This is a genomic window from Veillonella parvula (assembly GCF_036456085.1).
Lineage (GTDB): Bacteria > Bacillota > Negativicutes > Veillonellales > Veillonellaceae > Veillonella > Veillonella parvula_E.
Genome location: NZ_CP138632.1, coordinates 1,886,356 through 1,904,423, shown reverse-complemented (window position 1 = coordinate 1,904,423; position 18,068 = coordinate 1,886,356). Strand labels below are relative to the sequence as shown.

Here is an 18,068-nt window from a genome sequence, read left to right as displayed (position 1 = left end):
TCCATTTTTAAATATGAAACTCATGTACTCTTAATTATACAATGTTATTGCCTATTGGTGTAAAATTCCGTACAATATAAACAGAAATGTATAAACCATGTATATGGATGTTTGAGGAGGATACTATGTTTAAGTTCAAAAAATTGACAGCCATCGCCCTCGTAGCGGTAGCAGCAATGGGTTTATTGGCTGGTTGTGGCAACGACAAACCTAAAATGACACAACAAGAAGGCGTATTGCGTGTAGGTTCTGAAACTACATTCCCACCGTTCGAATTCACTGAAGGCGACAAATATGTTGGCTTCGACGTTGATTTGTCCGAAGCAATTTCTAAAAAAATCGGCCTAAAAATGGAATTCAAATCCATGGGCTTCGACGCTTTGATTCCAGCTGTTCAATCTGGCGATATCGATATGATCGCTGCAGGCATCAACGCTACTCCAGAACGTGAAAAAGTATTGGACTTCTCCGATGTGTACTTTGATCAAGGCGGTTTCATCACAGTTGTGCGTAAAGACAACACTACCATCCACAACATGGACGAGTTAGCAGGTAAAACTGTAGGTGTTCAAATCGGTACAATCCCTGTTGAAATGGCTCAAAAAATTCCTAATACAACTGTAAAACAAATCGATTCCAACGCTAATATCTTCATGGAATTGAAAGCCGGTACAATTGATGGCGCTATCATCGATAACGCTGTAGCTATGTACTACCTCAAACAAGGTGCTGACCAAGACCTTAAACTCGTAGGCGAACCTACACAATCCCCTGGCACAGTGCTTGGTGTAAAAAAAGGCAACAAAGCTCTTCAAGAAGCTGTTAATAAAGCTCTTAAAGAACTTAAAGAAGACGGCACTTACCAAAAAATCTACAACAAATGGTTTGGCGATTACAACAAAAAATAATATGTATTCCTACGAACTAGGATACATAATAACCCCTCTGAAAGATTTCAGACATCACATAAAATTTGTGACAACAGATCTTCTTTAGAGGGGATTTTTTGCGCTTTAATACAACACATACTAAAGCTTCCGTATTAAATTGTATTACATACGGGCATATTAGAAATAAACTAGTATATTGTGAGAATAGTTAAACGATATCAAAATATGATATCAATAGAAGACATACAGTTATACTAGCATTGCCTCTTTTACGGTACCTAGCGTTCGTTATATAATAAATATGTATTTTATAGTATAAAAGGAGGCCTAATGGCACAGTATTTTACGGAACGCCTGCAAAAGGTCTTCCACATGATTTTTACATCCTATAATCAAAAAATGGCTCAAGAAGGCTTACGTCAGTTAGAACTCATCGTCAATAATCAGCAAGGGACAGTACAAACTGATCATCGTGCCTTGCGAAACGATATGACCACCCTTCTTGAAAGTGATATAGATACTAAAGAAGATGCTCTCAAAATAGCCAACGATCCAGAGACCCGAGAGTTAGGTGATGCATATGCACTCTTGGCACGGGTCTATGCAGGGCCTCGCTTTACCTGGGAGGAGTCTAATTTTCCAGAAGACAATATGCGTACCTATCAGTGCTTACACGATAGCATTCGCCGTTGTAGCCCTATCGGTACATTACAAGCCTTGCGTATCAAAGGATCCATCACACCTACCGTCGAGAAGGATATGCAAATCTCCTTCGATGATGCTTTCCGCATTGTCTATGACCATGCGAATCGAGGCGATGCCTATTGCCAATATGTTATAGGCAATGTCTTTTTCTGGCGCGATGATAATCGCATCGACTCCGCTGAAGCTATGCTAACACCACCGCCCATGAGCTGGACTAAACGCATTCAAAGAAGCCTTACAGCAAACTCTGTACAGGATCGTATCGCCGCCTTACAAGGCACCGTGCCAGACGAAAAATTGCAAAAAAATGCATCTAACCTGGCGAAAGAATGGTTTAATAAGGCTCTCGACAACAGTCTTGCCATGTTCCAAGGAAACTTGCGCAATATCTATATCGACGAAGCCGACTTTTCCAATGCGCGCCGCGTCGCCAAGACTGCGGCCAAGCTTGGCAACCCGGCCATGATGCTATATACAGGCCTCGACTGCCATGAAAACGGTAAATTCGAGGATGCTTTCACGTGGTTCACTAAAGGTGCCGCCTTAGGTCAATCTGAAAGCATCGCAGAATTAGCGGATTATTACTATCATTTCTATGATGCCAAAAATTTACGTTGTACTATCCCCTACGATCCGGTAAAAGCCATAGGTCTCTACCGCCGCGCTGCAACGAAAGAGTTTAGTGATGCGGGCTACACCGCCTTACAGGCGGCCTTTGGATATATCTTTCACATAGGCCACCTGCCTCTCGACTGGGGTCTCATAGCAGACTTAACACATATGGCGGCTACAAAAGATCGATTTATGTTCGCCTTGCCCTATATCGGTTACATGCGAATCCACGGTTTAGGGGTGATGAAAAACATTCGCTTCGGTGTACAATCGTTACTGCGTGTCTTAGATGAAGAGCAACGTGCCTTCGAAGAAGAAGATCGCGTTCTTTTCTACGATATTACGCGCGCTTTAACACGTGTTGCCTTAGGCTATGCCTACGAAAAAGGCTATGTAACAGGCAAACCAGATTTAGATCAAGCCGTATCCTATTACGAGCAATCCCATCAATATATCTTGTCTCACAAAGCCAATTTAGATCCGGAGCTAAAGGATATTCCCATCGATGACGAAGCAGAAGAACGATTAACTGCCTTTGAAGAGGTTGATGGTCACTGGCAATACAAAGAAGGCGTTGCCGAATCCACCACTACGGTGCGCCCTGCACCTGCCACCTGGCCTCAAGATGCGGCCCGTTTATCTGTGACTATGGACGACTTCCTGTGGGATACAACTTTGTATGACTGGCAAACCATTGAAACAGCCTTAGAGTCACAAGAAGAAATGAAGCTCAGCTTTTACAATCGTTTCCTATCCGTTCCAGATGCATTGCGCAATATCTTCAAGCTCGATGTAACGCGGATGCTACGAAATAATTATCAAGTAAGACTGCACGGTTATGATCCAACAGAAGGACATGAAATCGTTTATAAGGCCGTATACAACAAAGAAAATACCTTAAGTCTATTAAAAGAGCTTTACCATAATCGTCAGTTGCCTAGCCTCGAAGAGAACTGGTCTATCGAAAAGAATGAAGAAAAGCCGACTTGGCACTACGTGCTCGATGTTGATCAACAGCCATTCTTGTTAGAGGAATACGACGATGCGAATGCTATGATTCAGACTGCCTTGCAAGGATTGAAAGAGAAAAAATACGAACAAATTAATATTCGCACCCATGACTTTGTGGGCCCATCCTATTTTATTTTTAAAGGCAATCAGTCGACTCCATTTAGAGTGCAGCTCTATCTAAAAGAATCTGCCCGTCATACCATCGATGACGATGGAAACCCACAAGACACGCCTGGTAAGACCTACTTATTCGAACAATATGTGGGGAACGAAGTATCCTTAAACTATTGGATTCAAAAAACGATAAATACCTTGGAAATTCCTGAACTAGATAATTGGAAACAATTAACAGTGCCAAAGGATTTACAAACATAAAAGACCATCCCCAGTGAGCTGCTCCCCCAAAATTGGACACAATTTTGGGAAGTGAAGTTCAACAGGATGGTCTTTTTTTATTATAGTGTTTTTACAACGCTGGCACAGCGCGCACAAAGTGTAGGATGTTCGCTATCTTGACCTACTGTATCACGGTGGATCCAGCAGCGTTCACATTTTTCGAGATTAGATGCAACAACAACTGTTGCTACGCCTGTTTCTTCGTCTTTTACAGCCTCTGCCGGTGCAGCGCCGTTCACGATGTGAGCTTCGGATACGATAACGAGTTTAGCCAAGCCTTCTTCACCAAGAGCATTCAATGCATCAAATGCAGCGCCTTCAGCGTATACCGTAACGGATGCATCCAATGGGTGACCAATTGTTTTGTCTTGACGCGCAAGTTCCAAAGCTTTTTGTACGGATGTACGCAAGTCTAACAATTGGTTCCATTTGTCAGCCAATTCTTGGTTGAAGTGTTCAGGATGACCTTGTGGCCAATCTTGAAGCATAACGGATTCGCGCATACCCTCTTCTTTAGGCATGTATTTCCAAACTTCTTCTGCTGTAAAGGAAAGCACTGGAGATACCATAGCTACCAATGTTTTCAAGATTTCATACATAGCCGTTTGAGCGGAACGACGAGCTACGTTGTTTTTGCTTTCAGCATACATAGTATCTTTCATTACATCAAGATAGATGGAGCTCAAGTCCACGGTACAGAAGTTATGAATTGCATGGTATAACATGTGAAATTCATAATTTTCGTACGCATCAGTAACCTTTTGACGCACTTCTTCTAAGCGCAACAATGCCCATTTATCGAATTCGGACATATCTGCGTAAGCCACTTTATCAGTATTTGGATTGAAGTCATCCAAGTTGCCGAGCAAGAAGCGGAATGTATTACGGATCTTACGATATACTTCGGATAATTGTTTTACGATGTCTTTAGACAAACGTACGTCTGCTTGGTAATCTGCAGAGGATACCCACAAACGCATAACATCAGCGCCGTATACATCGATGATATCACTAGGTGCTACTGTATTACCTACAGATTTAGACATTTTGCGACCTTCGCCGTCCACGACGAAGCCGTGAGTCAATACGGAATTGTAAGGTGCCTTACCTGTTGTTGCCACTGCAGTTAACAAGGAAGAGTTGAACCAGCCGCGATGTTGGTCGGAACCTTCAAGGTACATAGCACATGGTACATCAAGATCATTAACTTCGAGTACGCCAGCCCAAGAGGAACCAGAGTCGAACCATACGTCCATGATGTCTGTTTCTTTTTTGAACTCATCATGACCGCAATGAGGACATTTGAAACCTTCTGGTAACAATTCTTTTGCACTATGAGCCCACCAAGCATCGGAGCCTTCTACGGCTACTTTTTCTTGTAATGCTTTGATAGTATCATCGTTGATGATGTGCTCGCCGCAGCTTTCACAATAGTAAATAGGAATTGGCACGCCCCAAATACGTTGACGGGAAATTACCCAGTCACCACGATCGCGAACCATGTTGAAGATACGGTCATGACCCCATTTAGGAATCCATTGCACTTGATTGTCGATTGCATCAAGAGCTTGTTGACGGTACCCATCTACAGAGGAGAACCATTGTTCTGTGGCACGGTAGATTACAGGATTTTTACAACGCCAGCAGTGAGCGTATTGGTGACGCAAGCTAGATTTGTGAAGCAATGCATTGTTGTGCGCTAAGATTTTGATTACAGGCACCTCTGCATCGTGGATTTCTACACCAGCCAATGGAAATTCAGTATCGCCATAACGGTTGTCGTCTACTTGTTTTGTGTAGTTACCAGTTTCATTAACAAGAGATACGATAGGAAGTTCAGTTTTGCCTTCCTTGTTATAACGCATAACGATGTTAAAGTCATCTTCACCGTGTGCAGGTGCTGTATGTACGCAACCAGTACCTGCTTCAAGTGTTACATGGTCACCACACAATACTGTAGCATTACGTTCAACAAATGGATGTTTGAATTCAGCCAATTCTAAATCTGCACCAGAGAAGCGATTTACGATTTCGTAGTCTTCGATACCGATATCTTTCATCGCCGCATCAACTAGCTCAGTAGCCATCAAGTAATATTCTTCGCCTACTTTTACCCAGCCATATTCAAGATCAGGGTTAACGGAGATTGCTACGTTGGCAGGCATTGTCCAAGGAGTAGTTGTCCAAATAACAGAGTATGCTTGTTTTGAATCTACGCCAGCTGGCAATGTTACCTTTTTCTCGGATACATAAGGGAATTTTACGTAAATGGAGAAGGATTTTTTCTCAGCATATTCGATTTCTGCCTCTGCCAATGCAGTTTCGCAGTGCGTACACCAGTATACAGTTTTAAGACCTTTATAGATGTGACCGCGTTTTGCCATTTCGCCGAAGATGCCAAGTTGTTTTACTTCGAACTCAGGACGCAATGTCAAATACGGACGGTCCCATTCGCCTAATACACCAAAGCGAATGAAATCTTGTTTTTGTGTTTCTACACACTCCAATGCATATTCCTTACATTTATTGCGCAAGTCCAATGGCGCCATTTCATGACGATTAAGACCAGTATTTTTGATAACCGCATGCTCGATTGGCAAACCGTGCGTATCCCAACCAGGAATGTAGCGAGTATAATGACCAGTCATAGTCTTGTATTTCATGATGATATCCTTCAACGTTTTGTTGAGGGCATGACCGATGTGCAATTTACCATTCGCATATGGAGGGCCATCATGCAAAATGAATGGCTTTGCATCTTTACGCAACTCCAAACGTTTTTGATAAATCTTGTTGTCTTCCCAGAATTTTAAGATTTCTGGTTCGCGCTTAGGCAAATTGCCGCGCATTGGGAATTCTGTTTCAGGCAAATGTAACGTCTTACCGTAATCCATGCTGTGCTCCTTTTACATAAAAAAATCGCCCGTCCCCGAAGGGACGGACGTCATATCCGTGGTACCACCCTACTGACTCTCGTTACTTGTGAAAGCTAGCGCCACCGCATTTCTGCGATTGTCACACCATGCTAGCACATGATTGTAACACATAAGACGCAACTCATCACGTAAACTATGAAAGCCACTTAGACATATAACGGTGTTCACCGGCGGCGTTGCCGCTTGCTCCAAAGTGATCCGCACATCTCTAGATTTCCAAACCTTTCAGCCCATGAGTTTGATCTCTACAAAATCCGTCTGAGACATGCCGTCTTTTTCAACGCAATATTCATATAATAGATAATTATAGGACTCAAACGGGGAAATTGTCAAATACTTCATTTCTAAATTTAACAGAACCTACATCCCCTATTAAGCAAAAGAAAAAGCCTACTTACGTAGGCTTTATTGTATATACAATTATTAGATTGCACTCATGAGAATTAATTCAAGAATAATAATTGCAATGCACACGTACATAAATTTACGATCCATGTCGTCAGTTGGAGTTTCTTTAAGACCAGTGCGAGCAGCTTCTTCAGCAGTAATTACTTCATAGCTCATTGGAGATCCATATTGGTTATCACCTTCATCACCCTTTTGAGCGAGTAGATAAATAACATAGATAATACCAAATGGAATCAAGCTAATCAAAAGCATCCAACCACTTTTACCAATGTCATGTAAACGACGAGCAGCAAGACCAATGGAAGGCAATAGAATTGCAAGATTATATACTATGGAAATAAGACCTACAACACTTGCTAGCGCAGTATCCATTACAAGAGCACTCAATACATTGAAGATACCAGCAATAACAATTGTGATACCATAGAAACGCCAATATTCACTGCGGCTTGCACGACCTTTGAAATTAGCATAATTACCCATAATCGTATGTTTAAAATTATCTACATACGAAAGATTTTTGATAGACAAATCAGTCATAATCTTCTCTCCTCTAGAAATAACAAATAAATTCTTCTTGAAAATATTATATCATTACTGTTGACGATTTTGAAAATGAATGTCTATATGTTTTGGGAATAACTTATGCTTTATATTTCATTATAGGATACATCATAAACTACATCGCACTAGTCATAAGTAGTTTATCTACCAAGAACCAGAGTACAAAGATAGCGCAGAATAGTCCTGCTGTTAGTCCCATAGATGGCGTAGTATCAATAAGACCTAATTCACGGGCCATTTGTTTTGTTACGACCACTTGACCTGTAGGGGGCCCAAAGCGATTTAATTGGCTTTCACCAGGCAGAGCCATAAGGATCAACAGAATAATGGTCCCTATTACAGGGATGAATCCAATAAATACGAGGCCCCCTGAGCGGCCTTGATCGTGTAAACGTCGCACTGAAACGGCCACGCCAGGGATAACCATAATCACGGACAAGAGGACAAGGATGACCAAACCAAAACCTACGCCTACTACGCTAGATAGTGGGCTAATATAGCTCAAAAAAGCACAAGTAAATAGAATAGCCACAAACAACAATTGATAGACTAACAAGAAATGCCAATATTCACTACGACTTGCACGACCATCAAAATCAGCATATTTATAAACCAAACATTGTTTAAAATTTTCAATCAAGCCTAGATTGTATTTATCTAACGAGATTTGTGGTCTACTAACATGCCCACACTCTGGGCAGTAACAATCTGTTTTCAACACTGCATGTCCACAATAGGGACAAGATTTCATAATAAACTCCTTCTAGCTACAAACAGAAATCAGCAAAGATTACGATGTCCTGCTGTACTTAACACATATAACAACTAAGATATTCTTTATTTATTAATATCTAAGTTTTTAAATTCATCTGAAATTCATTTTACTATAAAGTGTTATATTGTCTATAAAGGAGATGTTAAACTTTTATAAAATAAAATAATGAGATTGTTAATAAATACAGGTATCTATTACATGTATCCATTCCCATTAATACCATACCATAATATCTCTCTAATGATATCGGCAATAATAATAGATTGGATAATAAAGATGGCAATCCCCATCGCCCAATCTTGACGACGGGATGGAGTTTCTTCTAGTCCTGTAGCCTTGCTGATCTCAGGAGTAATAGGCGTGTACCCGGTTCTTTCACCATATGAATTCTCTCTTTCATCGCCACGACGCAATTCGTAAATGAGGAATATAAAGAAGCCTATAACAGGAATAAATGAGATTAGCTGCGTCCAACCACTCCGGCCAATATCATGCATACGCCGTGTTGTGATAGCTATATTGGGAACTATAAAGAAAAGAGATACCCCTACAGCAATATTATCAATAAGTGTTTCATAATTAGGGAAGCCCAAGGTACTACAAAGTAAAGCTAAAATTCCAAGTAATCCTTGTATCAAGGTAACGCCTGCCACGAATCGCCAATATTCACTACGGCTAACACGACCGTTAAAATTAGCATAATTTCTAATGCCTAATTTGAAGGCATCAGTATAGTTCAAATCATATATATTTATGGTTGACATAACCTAATCCTCCTCCGCGGCTTCAATAGCAACAATGCCCCAGCCTTTGCCTTCATTATGCAAACGAACTAATAGAGGCTCTAGATTATCTTCAAAGGTAACGGTAAAGCCCATATAGTTTACAACAATATCATCATCTTGGTCTTGAGAAACATAGTCAAGCTGTATCGTTTTCACCTTAGGAACCTCGTCCTTAGTCATGGCTTGTTCCCATAGTGCAAAGGTACCATATCGTTCCATAGCACGAGCGCTCAAATAACGATATGCACCACGATAATCCTTTTTATTGAGGGCTTCATAATAATTACTTACCACAGTACGCCCCTCTGTTGTAGCCGCTTCACTTTGTAAAAGACGATTTGCTTGTTTCGTTAACGAACTAGGTTCCAAATTGCCATAAGCAGTCTCTTCTACCATAAAATTATGATTAATCATTGTACTACCTGCACTAGTGGCTAGGCATCCTAATACTAATATGGCCACAATAAAGAGGCCCGATACGGAACGTTTTTCCTCTAATTCATTAGATATAGGTGATGTGCGCTTACAGAATAGATACAATAATGCAAGCCAGCCTAAAAAAGGAACCAATAGTAAAATCATCAACATTGGATCATTATTAGAGTCTCGTAGCCGTCTTGCCATTAGCATAATCTTCGGCAAGCATAACAGGATGGACAATACAACTAATACGCCGCCACCGATAGAGACAGCATAAAGAAATCCGTACGGTATGTAGGTTGCAAGACCTGTAATACATATAATTAAGCCATATACAAAGGATATAGCACTTATGGTGAGCCAAAAATCGGCTGTATTTGTACGTCCTTTACTGTTTGCATAGTTTTCCACTAGCTCACGATAAAGGATTTCGTATACTCTCTGTTTCATAAAACTCCTACCATAATCTTAGATAATAAACATATATAGATATTCCTATTATACTATGATTTATCAACTTATTTGATTCATTTTTTGTTCATGAAATATGCCTATACTACAGATATATTTCTTACAACTAAAATTCGTACAATCAATTATACAGGAGATAATTATGAAAGCTAAATTAATGAAAGCAGTAGCCTTGGCTAGCTTAGGTGCCTTCTTAACAGTTGGTATTGGTACCAATGTAGCCCAAGCTAAAGATTACCACTTCAAAATCGGTGAAAATCATCGCATGGTAAAAAATGATGATGGCACAGTAGATAGCAGCGATCATCCATGGTACAAAGTAAATGATAAAAAGCACAGAAAACATAGAATATCTAAACGTGAAAAGCATGATAAAAATGCAACAGCAAAACGCAGTGAACGACATCAACGTTCTGAATCCTCTAATGACTAAGCCTTGTGCATAATACATATTACTAGCCCTAAAAACACAAAACTAAATTAACCAACCAATGAAAAGGACGTTATACATTGTATAACGTCCTTTTGTGTTATCCCCGATATAATTTTTCCCAAGGCTATATGAGTTATTATGTTATGCGCCAGCCTTTAGAACAGCTTGTTTCATGGATTGTACGTAATCAAACAACGCTTGATCCGCATGTTCACCGTGTTCTGCCACGATTTTAACGATAGCAGAGCCTACGATGGCTCCATCGGATACGCGCGCCATAGCTTCTGCTTGTTCTGGCTTGGAAATACCGAAACCAACAGCGACAGGGATATCTGTATATTTGCGAATCGTTTCAACGATGGATTTAATATCCGTCTTAATTTCACTGCGCATGCCTGTAACGCCAAGGGAAGATACACAGTACACAAAGCCTTCAGCGTCTTTGGCGATCATTTCGATGCGGTTTTCAGATGTTGGCGCAATTAAGGATACCACTTCAACATCATGCTTATGAGCCACACTAGCGAGCTCGCCTTTTTCTTCAAATGGCATATCTGGCACGATAACACCAGAGATTCCCACCTCTTCACAGAGGGTAAAGAATTTTTCACGACCGAATACGTAAATAGGATTCAAATAAGTCATGAATACGAGCGGTATAGTCACCGCATCATCACCAGTACGTAAACGACGCACCATATCAAAGATATCATTGATTTTTACACCTGTAGAAAGCGCACGCGTGCTTGCTTCTTGAATAACTGGGCCTTCCGCTGTTGGGTCAGAGAAAGGAATACCAATTTCTACCATGTCCGCACCGGCTTTCACCATAATACGAATATAACGTTCTGTATTCTCAATACCGTGGTCACCAGCACTAATGAATGGGATGAATGCCTTGCCCTTTATGAAAGCGTCTTTAATTTTACTCATGAAGATCCACCCCTCTGTATTTCGCCATAGCCGCCACGTCTTTGTCGCCACGACCGGATAAACAAATAATAATAATGTCGTCCTTGCTCATAGTAGGAGCAATTTTACGTGCATGTGCCACCGCATGAGCACTTTCAATGGCTGGAATAATACCTTCCAAACGAGATAAATATTCAAAGGCATCGACTGCTTCGTCATCTGTAACAGGCACGTATTCAGCACGACCGCTATCATGCAAGTACGCATGTTCAGGGCCGATACCAGGGTAATCGAGGCCTGCAGAGATAGAGTATACTGGAGCGATTTGTCCATCTTCGTCTTGGCAGAAGTACGATTTCATGCCGTGGAAAATACCAACGGAACCCTTTGCGATTGTCGCCGCATGTTCTTCTGTATCGATGCCACGACCTGCCGCTTCACAACCGATGAGACGAACACCTTCGTCTGGAATGAAGTGATAGAACATGCCCATCGCATTAGAGCCGCCACCTACACAAGCCATAACAGCTGTTGGTAATTTTCCTTCTGCTTCGAGGATTTGCTCACGCGCTTCACGGCTGATAATGGATTGGAAATCGCGTACGATCATAGGAAATGGATGTGCACCCATGACGGATCCCAATACATAGTGCGTATCGGACATGCGGTTTGTCCATTCGCGCAATGCTTCGGAAACCGCATCTTTCAATGTACTAGTCCCCGTTGTTACAGGATGCACCTTAGCACCTAGCAATTCCATACGGTAAACGTTAAGTGCTTGACGTTCACAGTCCTCTGCACCCATGTATACTTCGCATTCCATACCCATCAACGCAGCGATAGTAGCCGTTGCCACGCCATGTTGACCTGCGCCGGTTTCAGCAATAACGCGAGTTTTACCCATTCGTTTTGCCAATAACATTTGACCGATTACATTATTCAACTTGTGAGAGCCAGTATGGTTTAAATCCTCACGTTTTAAATAGATTTTGGCACCCCCAAGGTCCTTTGTCATGCGATCTGCATAGTATAAAAGGGATGGACGACCTGTATATTTTTTATGTAAATCCTCAAGTTCATGTACGAAATCAGGATCATCTTTGTACTTGTTGTACGCCTCTTCTAATTCGATGACTGCATTCATCAATGTTTCTGGCATAAATTGGCCACCAAAGGAGCCAAAATAGCCATGTCTTTGTTCACTCATATAACTTACCTTTCTATATACCATTCCTGCTAGCACACCATATTATGGCATTGCTATTGTTCTCACAATGTTGGTGAAAGCTTTTATCTTCTCATCATCCTTCACACCCTTTGTTTCAATGCCACTGCTAATATCGATACCATAAGGGCGAACCGTGCGAATGGCACGTGCCACATTGGTGCTATCGATACCACCTGCAAGCATAAATGGACGTTCAAACTCATCTAAGCAAGACCAGTCGAACACTTTGCCCGTACCACCTCGTTCATCCTTATGGTACGCATCAAATAACAGCATATCGGCACTGCTATCGATCCACGCCTCTGCATCTGCAGGGCTGCAGATTTGAACAGCCTTCCAAACCTCTACATCTGTTTTCTCCTTGAGAGCTTGGATGAAAGCTTCATCTTCATCACCGTGCAATTGCACTGCGTCAAGATTGACTTCTTTAGCGATTGTAACGAGATTATCTAATGTTTCATTGACGAAGACACCTACCGTTTTAATGTTCTCCAAATTAGGATTTTCTTGGACAAATTCCTTACTATCTTGTGCTGTTTCAGCATTCATTGGCACTTCAACTGCACCATATGTTTTTGCGTATTGTTTATGAAGTTCTTCCACTAATGTTTTAGCTTGGTCTACCGTCACTTGCCGTTTGCTCGGTGCGAATACAAGGCCCATGTAGTCTGGCTTTGCATCTACAATAGCCGGAATTGTTTCTACTTTAGAGATGCCACACATCTTAACCTTTGGCGTGTAGTATGTGGGTCCATAAAGATATGCCAACTTTTCAACCTTGTTAGGAGAACGCATAAACGTTTCCCCCATCAAGGCGACGCCGATATTGTTATCCCGCAACACTTGGATATCCTCTGGTGTTTCTAAACCACTTTCAGATACAAAGATCACATCGTCTTGAACGAGATTACGTAAGCGCACACTATTTTGTACATCTACAGTAAAGTCTTTTAAATTGCGGTTGTTAACGCCAATAATACGGGCACCACAATCGATGGCCATTTGTACTTCGTGCTCGTCGTGAGCCTCTACTAAGGAGGACAAACCAAGAGAATCGGCTAACTCACGGAATTTTGTTAACGTAGGCACATCTAAACATGCACAAATCAAGAGAATCGCACTAGCGCCCCATACCTTTGCTTGGTAGATTTGGTACTCATCGATGATGAAGTCCTTACGAAGTACAGGAATTTTGACAGTGCTTGCAATTTCTTGTAAGTATTTCTTATCACCTTTAAAGAAGTCTGGCTCTGTCAAAACAGAGATAGCCGCAGCACCAGCAACCTCATATTCTTTAGCGATATCTAAATAGGGAAAGTGCTCTGCAATGATTCCCTTAGACGGTGATGCCTTCTTTACTTCACAAATGAAGTTAAAGTCTTGCTGACGAAGGGCTGCTTCAAAAGGAAATCCTGTATCAGATGGTAACGCCAACGCCGCTGCTTTTACAGCCTCAGGCGATTCCACCTGTTTTTCTTGGGCTACCCGAATTTTGGTAGTCTCTATAATCTTATCTAAAATCAATGATTATACCTCTTGTGTTGCTTTCACAAATTGTTCCATGGTGGCAAGAGCCTTGCCAGAGTCGATCATGTTTTTCGCCTCTTCAATGCCCTCTGCTAATGTAATACCCTCTTTTGTAAGGTAAATCGCCATACCAGCGTTTAGAAGAACAGCTGTGCGTTTACCACCTGGTTCACCACCGAGAACACGGCGTGTAATCTCAGCATTTACTGTTGCATCGCCACCTTCAAGCTCAGTTTTATCAGCGTATTCGAAACCATAGTCCTTAGGATCGAATTCGTAGCTTGTGAAACTACCATTATTAATTTCACATACGTACGTTTTGTTGGTAGCCGTAATTTCATCAAGGCCATCGAAGCCGTGTACCACAGCACCACGTTTCACACCGAGGTTAGCCAATACGCGAGCCAATGGTTCTACCAAAGATTTATCGTACACGCCCATCAACTCAACCGTAGCACCTGCTGGATTTGCCAATGGTCCGAGAATATTGAACACAGTACGAACACCTAACGCTTTACGTACAGGGCCAGCATATTTCATAGCTTGGTGATATACAGGAGCAAACATGAAGCACATATTTGCTTTGTTGAGGACTGCCTCATTTTGTTCACCATTAAGCTCTAACTTAGCGCCCAATGCTTCAATCAAATCAGCAGCGCCACATTTACTAGATACACTGCGGTTACCATGCTTTGCTACAGGAATACCTGCAGCGGAAATGATAAAACCAGATGTAGTTGAAATGTTGAACGTATTCGCTTCGTCCCCGCCAGTACCTACGATTTCTACAACAGTACCTTCATGAGGTACAGAACCAGCCTTCTCGCGCATAACCTCAGCAAAGGCTGTAACCTCATCTACAGTAGGGCCTTTTGCCGCTAAAGCGCATAAGAAACCTGCCATAGGTACCTCGGCTACATCACCGCTCATAATCTTGTTCATTGTATCTTTAGCAAGGTCGTAGGATAAATCCTGACCGTGCGTTACTGCATATAATGCGTCTTTAATCATTTATATCTCCTTTTGAGGATATCTATTAAATTAATACCATTCTACCTAGACGGTACCGATTGGGTCATGCACTCAGCCTCCAAGTGGCCACCCCCCCGCTATGCGGGGCGCCAAGTCGGCTTCGCACATAACCCAATCGCACCTATCCGGCTAAAATCATACCAATTTAATAGATATCCCTCAAACAAACTATTACCAAATGATCCTGCGCATTATATGGAGTAACGCACAGGTCATTTCTTTATAAGAGGTGGGAATGGTGGTGCTGCGCACCACCTTTTCCTTTATTAGGGGTTCTGATTCGTATATGTCTTTAGAAAAATATGACTACAGTTTAAACTCTGTATTCTAGAGGGGCTATTATTAGATACTGCCTAGATTGAGTTGGCAGGAAATAAGGTCTTAAGGAACGACTTGGCGGCCCCACGTAGTGGGGTGGGTGGCCACTTGGAGTTCCGAGAGACCTTATTTCCGCTCTATCGTTCTAGGACTTATAAATAGCCCCTCGATACATAAATTAGGCTGTAGTTTATTTTTCTAAGAAATTGCGAATCATTTGTTCCCCGTTCGGTGTCATGATGGATTCCGGATGGAATTGCACGCCGTAGATTGGGTAGTCTTTGTGTTCTACGCTCATTACTTCGCCGTCGTCGGTAATGGATGTAACGATGAGTTCGCTTGGCATGGTTTCGTCAATGATTGCCAAGGAGTGGTAGCGTGCTACTTCGAATTGTTCTGGTACGCCTTTAAGGATTTTGGATGGGTATACTTGTTTAGCTACGCTTTGTTTGCCGTGCATAACTTGTTTTGCGTAAGATACGGTGCCGCCGAATACTTCGCCGATAGCTTGGTGTCCGAGGCATACGCCGAGGATTGGGAATTCGCCTTTGCATTCGCGCAATAGGTCTTCGTACACGCCCGCATCAGCTGGTCTGCCAGGTCCTGGTGAAAGTATCACATAGTCTGGTTTCAACGCGCGGATTTCTTCAACGGTTAATTCATCGCTGCGGATGACTTTAATGTCTGGGTCGATAGAGCCTACTAATTGGTATAAATTGAAGGAGAAGCTATCATAATTATCTATAAGGAGTACCATTATTCTACCTCCTGTGCATCTGTAATTGCGGAAATCATGGATTGGCCTTTGATCAAGGTTTCGTTATATTCACTAGCAGGAACGCTATCGCGAACGATACCAGCGCCAGCGCGAACATAGACTTTACCGCCTTTATTCATAGCCATACGGATGCCGATACATACGTCCATGTTACCGGAGAAATCGATGTAACCTACAGCGCCGCCGTATACACCGCGCGGGCTTTTTTCAAGTTCGTGTAAGATTTCGATAGCACGAATCTTAGGAGCCCCGGACAATGTGCCAGCTGGCAATGTAGCACCGATGGCATCGAGGGCATCTTTCCCATCTTGAATGTCGCCGCTTACAGTAGATGTAATGTGAATAACATGGGAGAAACGTTGTAACATGTGTAACGCCTCTACTTTTACGGAACCAAATTTAGCGATTTTACCTAAATCGTTACGGCCAAGATCAACAAGCATGTTATGTTCAGCCAACTCTTTTTCGTCATTAATGAGTTTTTCTTCAATAGCGAGATCCTCTGCTTCGGTTTTACCGCGGCGCATAGTACCTGCAATTGGGAAGGTATACATTTTGCCGTCCGTTAATTTTACCAATGTTTCTGGAGAGGCACCTGTAAGCTCTACATCGCCACCAGATAAGTAGAACATATATGGAGATGGATTCAACGTACGCAATACGCGGTATGCATTTAACAAGCTACCTTCAAACTCAGCTTCACGGCGATTAGATACAACACATTGGAAGATATCCCCTTCCTTGATGTAGTGCTGTGTCTTTTTAACAACTGCTTTAAACTCGTCCTTTGTAAACTCAGAGGTAAACTCTGTTTTAAGGATGCCTTTTGGAATGTCCGCCTCTTTGCCGTTTACTACGAGATCAGCTAGTGCTTTAAGTTCAAGCTCAGCCTTGTTGTAGTTGCGTTCTAAATCGTTTGTACTAATGTTAGCAATCAAGTAGATTTTATTTTTGTAATGGTCAAAGGCGATTACCTTATCGAAGAGCATAAGGTCTACATCGTTTACCATAGCAGAGTCATCATCTGGCGTTGGGAAATCCAATGTTGGCTCGATGTAGCGAATGTATTCACATGCGAAGTAGCCTACAAAGCCACCTGTAAAGGTGGGTAATTCTTCTAAGCGAGGGCTTTTGTATTGGCTCAAAATATTGCGAATTTCTGCAGCTGGGTCAGAGCATTCAAAGGTACGCGTTGTACCGTCTTTGATAGTCATTGTATGATTTTTGCAGAAGAGCTCAATCTTAGGGTCATAGCCCAAGAAGGAGTAACGGCCCCAATGATTACTATTATCCGCACTTTCAAGCAAGTACGTATGACTGCTCACTTGTTTTAATGCTTTCAACACACTAATCGGTGTGCGTACGTCGGATAAAATTTCCATATATACAGGTACGATATCGTAGCCCGGTGCGATAGCTTTCACACGGTCAAGACTAGGGAAAATCATGAGAACCTCCATCTGGCATTTGCCAATAAAAAAACTCGCCCATGACAATATAACGTCAAGGACGAGTCTATAGTTCTATTATTACAATATGATTGTATTATGCTATAAATCGCGGTACCACCTTGTTTGAATGCAGCGCATTCCCCTTTCGCAGGATACTAACATATCCCTCACGACTAACGCTCGTGTGACGTCGCACCATACTAGGAATGAAATTCATTCTTTTCCATGCGCCCTCGGTGGTCCATTTAATAAGCTGCGTACTACGGGTTCTCAGCTAATCCCGCTCTCTGTGAGTGCATTTCCTATTTTTATCTCCACCTCATCGGTTTCTTTTAGGCGAGTATAAAATTATAATCTGATTATAATGTTTCTATAGAATGAAAGTCAAGGAAAATCTTAACTTTCACCTTATTCTT

Annotated in this window: 14 protein-coding genes; 3 read left to right on the top strand and 11 right to left on the bottom strand. The window is 41.9% G+C overall.

The features are described from left to right. The first annotated feature begins 125 nt into the window (after nucleotides 1-125). On the top strand, nucleotides 126-908 hold the full coding sequence (locus PK1910_RS08835; RefSeq protein WP_024061331.1) for a basic amino acid ABC transporter substrate-binding protein: 783 nt from the start codon (nucleotides 126-128) through the stop codon (nucleotides 906-908). A gap of 312 nt (nucleotides 909-1,220) precedes the next feature. Further along, on the top strand, nucleotides 1,221-3,593 hold the full coding sequence (locus PK1910_RS08830; RefSeq protein WP_331298743.1) for a tetratricopeptide repeat protein: 2,373 nt from the start codon (nucleotides 1,221-1,223) through the stop codon (nucleotides 3,591-3,593). 80 nt (nucleotides 3,594-3,673) lie between these two features. Here the strand turns inward: PK1910_RS08830 and ileS are convergent, their stop codons facing one another. The 5 genes from ileS to PK1910_RS08805 all read right to left on the bottom strand — a co-directional run bounded on the left by ileS (nucleotide 3,674) and on the right by PK1910_RS08805 (nucleotide 9,952). Further along, nucleotides 3,674-6,508: an isoleucine--tRNA ligase gene (gene ileS / locus PK1910_RS08825; RefSeq protein WP_331298741.1), complete on the bottom strand. Its 2,835-nt coding sequence runs from the start codon at nucleotides 6,506-6,508 to the stop codon at nucleotides 3,674-3,676. A gap of 465 nt (nucleotides 6,509-6,973) precedes the next feature. After that, nucleotides 6,974-7,498: a DUF805 domain-containing protein gene (locus PK1910_RS08820; protein ID WP_024061335.1), complete on the bottom strand. Its 525-nt coding sequence runs from the start codon at nucleotides 7,496-7,498 to the stop codon at nucleotides 6,974-6,976. A gap of 139 nt (nucleotides 7,499-7,637) precedes the next feature. Next, nucleotides 7,638-8,273, bottom strand: coding sequence for a DUF805 domain-containing protein (locus PK1910_RS08815; RefSeq protein WP_331298738.1), 636 nt, complete (start codon nucleotides 8,271-8,273; stop codon nucleotides 7,638-7,640). A gap of 218 nt (nucleotides 8,274-8,491) precedes the next feature. Beyond that, a complete protein-coding gene (locus tag PK1910_RS08810; RefSeq protein ID WP_331298736.1) occupies nucleotides 8,492-9,061 on the bottom strand; it encodes a DUF805 domain-containing protein in 570 nt (189 codons plus the stop codon). Nucleotides 9,062-9,064: 3 nt separating this feature from the next. Then, nucleotides 9,065-9,952 (bottom strand): DUF805 domain-containing protein, encoded by an 888-nt coding sequence (locus PK1910_RS08805; RefSeq protein WP_331298734.1) that lies wholly within the window; start codon nucleotides 9,950-9,952, stop codon nucleotides 9,065-9,067. 163 nt (nucleotides 9,953-10,115) lie between these two features. On the opposite strand from PK1910_RS08805, the gene PK1910_RS08800 reads away from it, so the two are divergent. Next, entirely contained in the window at nucleotides 10,116-10,406 is a 291-nt protein-coding gene (locus PK1910_RS08800; RefSeq protein ID WP_331298732.1) for a hypothetical protein, read from the top strand. Nucleotides 10,407-10,547: 141 nt separating this feature from the next. On the opposite strand, the gene trpA is transcribed toward PK1910_RS08800, so the two are convergent. The 6 genes from trpA to PK1910_RS08770 form a co-directional block, all read right to left on the bottom strand. Beyond that, entirely contained in the window at nucleotides 10,548-11,339 is a 792-nt protein-coding gene (gene trpA / locus PK1910_RS08795) for a tryptophan synthase subunit alpha (protein WP_287513045.1), read from the bottom strand. Next, complete coding sequence (trpB, locus tag PK1910_RS08790; protein WP_118091088.1) at nucleotides 11,332-12,525, bottom strand: tryptophan synthase subunit beta; 1,194 nt, start codon at nucleotides 12,523-12,525, stop codon at nucleotides 11,332-11,334. Before trpB ends, trpA begins: the two co-directional genes overlap by 8 nt. Before the next feature lie 42 nt (nucleotides 12,526-12,567). Next, a complete protein-coding gene (gene trpCF, locus PK1910_RS08785) occupies nucleotides 12,568-14,070 on the bottom strand; it encodes a bifunctional indole-3-glycerol-phosphate synthase TrpC/phosphoribosylanthranilate isomerase TrpF (protein WP_331298725.1) in 1,503 nt (500 codons plus the stop codon). 3 nt (nucleotides 14,071-14,073) lie between these two features. Beyond that, nucleotides 14,074-15,084 (bottom strand): anthranilate phosphoribosyltransferase, encoded by a 1,011-nt coding sequence (gene trpD, locus PK1910_RS08780; protein WP_331298723.1) that lies wholly within the window; start codon nucleotides 15,082-15,084, stop codon nucleotides 14,074-14,076. 529 nt (nucleotides 15,085-15,613) lie between these two features. Beyond that, nucleotides 15,614-16,180 (bottom strand): anthranilate synthase component II, encoded by a 567-nt coding sequence (locus tag PK1910_RS08775; protein ID WP_331298721.1) that lies wholly within the window; start codon nucleotides 16,178-16,180, stop codon nucleotides 15,614-15,616. Then, nucleotides 16,180-17,649 (bottom strand): anthranilate synthase component I family protein, encoded by a 1,470-nt coding sequence (locus PK1910_RS08770; RefSeq protein ID WP_295821973.1) that lies wholly within the window; start codon nucleotides 17,647-17,649, stop codon nucleotides 16,180-16,182. The genes PK1910_RS08775 and PK1910_RS08770 overlap by 1 nt, the downstream gene beginning before the upstream one ends. Between the last annotated feature and the right edge of the window lie 419 nt (nucleotides 17,650-18,068).

Bases quoted from the DNA above. Each gene is read 5' to 3' on its own strand.
- PK1910_RS08800 (WP_331298732.1), top strand. From the start codon at position 10,116: ATGAAAGCTAAATTAATGAAAGCAGTAGCCTTGGCTAGCTTAGGTGCC.
- PK1910_RS08770 (WP_295821973.1), bottom strand. From the start codon at position 17,649: ATGATTTTCCCTAGTCTTGACCGTGTGAAAGCTATCGCACCGGGCTAC.
- PK1910_RS08830 (WP_331298743.1), top strand. From the start codon at position 1,221: ATGGCACAGTATTTTACGGAACGCCTGCAAAAGGTCTTCCACATGATT.
- PK1910_RS08775 (WP_331298721.1), bottom strand. From the start codon at position 16,180: ATGGTACTCCTTATAGATAATTATGATAGCTTCTCCTTCAATTTATAC.
- trpA (WP_287513045.1), bottom strand. From the start codon at position 11,339: ATGAGTAAAATTAAAGACGCTTTCATAAAGGGCAAGGCATTCATCCCA.
- PK1910_RS08835 (WP_024061331.1), top strand. From the start codon at position 126: ATGTTTAAGTTCAAAAAATTGACAGCCATCGCCCTCGTAGCGGTAGCA.
- trpB (WP_118091088.1), bottom strand. From the start codon at position 12,525: ATGAGTGAACAAAGACATGGCTATTTTGGCTCCTTTGGTGGCCAATTT.
- PK1910_RS08810 (WP_331298736.1), bottom strand. From the start codon at position 9,061: ATGTCAACCATAAATATATATGATTTGAACTATACTGATGCCTTCAAA.
- ileS (WP_331298741.1), bottom strand. From the start codon at position 6,508: ATGGATTACGGTAAGACGTTACATTTGCCTGAAACAGAATTCCCAATG.
- PK1910_RS08815 (WP_331298738.1), bottom strand. From the start codon at position 8,273: ATGAAATCTTGTCCCTATTGTGGACATGCAGTGTTGAAAACAGATTGT.
- PK1910_RS08820 (WP_024061335.1), bottom strand. From the start codon at position 7,498: ATGACTGATTTGTCTATCAAAAATCTTTCGTATGTAGATAATTTTAAA.
- PK1910_RS08805 (WP_331298734.1), bottom strand. From the start codon at position 9,952: ATGAAACAGAGAGTATACGAAATCCTTTATCGTGAGCTAGTGGAAAAC.
- trpD (WP_331298723.1), bottom strand. From the start codon at position 15,084: ATGATTAAAGACGCATTATATGCAGTAACGCACGGTCAGGATTTATCC.